Raw genomic sequence first — 229 nt, 5'->3', positions numbered from 1 at the left:
CCCGGGGCCGAACGTCAGCCGTGACTGGAACCCCTTGCTGAACAGGGCCCAGGAGCCGGCGTCGTACCCGCCCGCCGGGGCGAGTGACGTGACGGCGTCCGTCGCCCCGACCGTGATGGTCCTGTTGTCGTTCTCCTCCGACGGCAGAAACTGCCAGCCGCCCACACCCATGTCCGCCAGCACCACCAGCTCCGCGAGAATCCGTATGCGAACCGATCGCATCGGCGCC

The 229-nt window shown here is 69.4% G+C and carries 1 pseudogene; it reads right to left on the bottom strand.

Annotated features, from left to right (window positions below):
* Positions 1–222 (bottom strand): annotated as a pseudogene (locus tag KVT44_RS57570) (peptide-binding protein); the annotation flags it as partial.
* Between the last annotated feature and the right edge of the window lie 7 nt (positions 223–229).

The sequence above is a fragment of the Streptomyces sp. GbtcB7 genome (assembly GCF_019091445.1).
Classification (GTDB): Bacteria; Actinomycetota; Actinomycetes; order Streptomycetales; family Streptomycetaceae; genus Streptomyces; species Streptomyces mirabilis.
The sequence above is the reverse complement of the archived record's forward strand: the minus strand, read 5'-3'. Positions and strand labels throughout refer to the sequence as shown.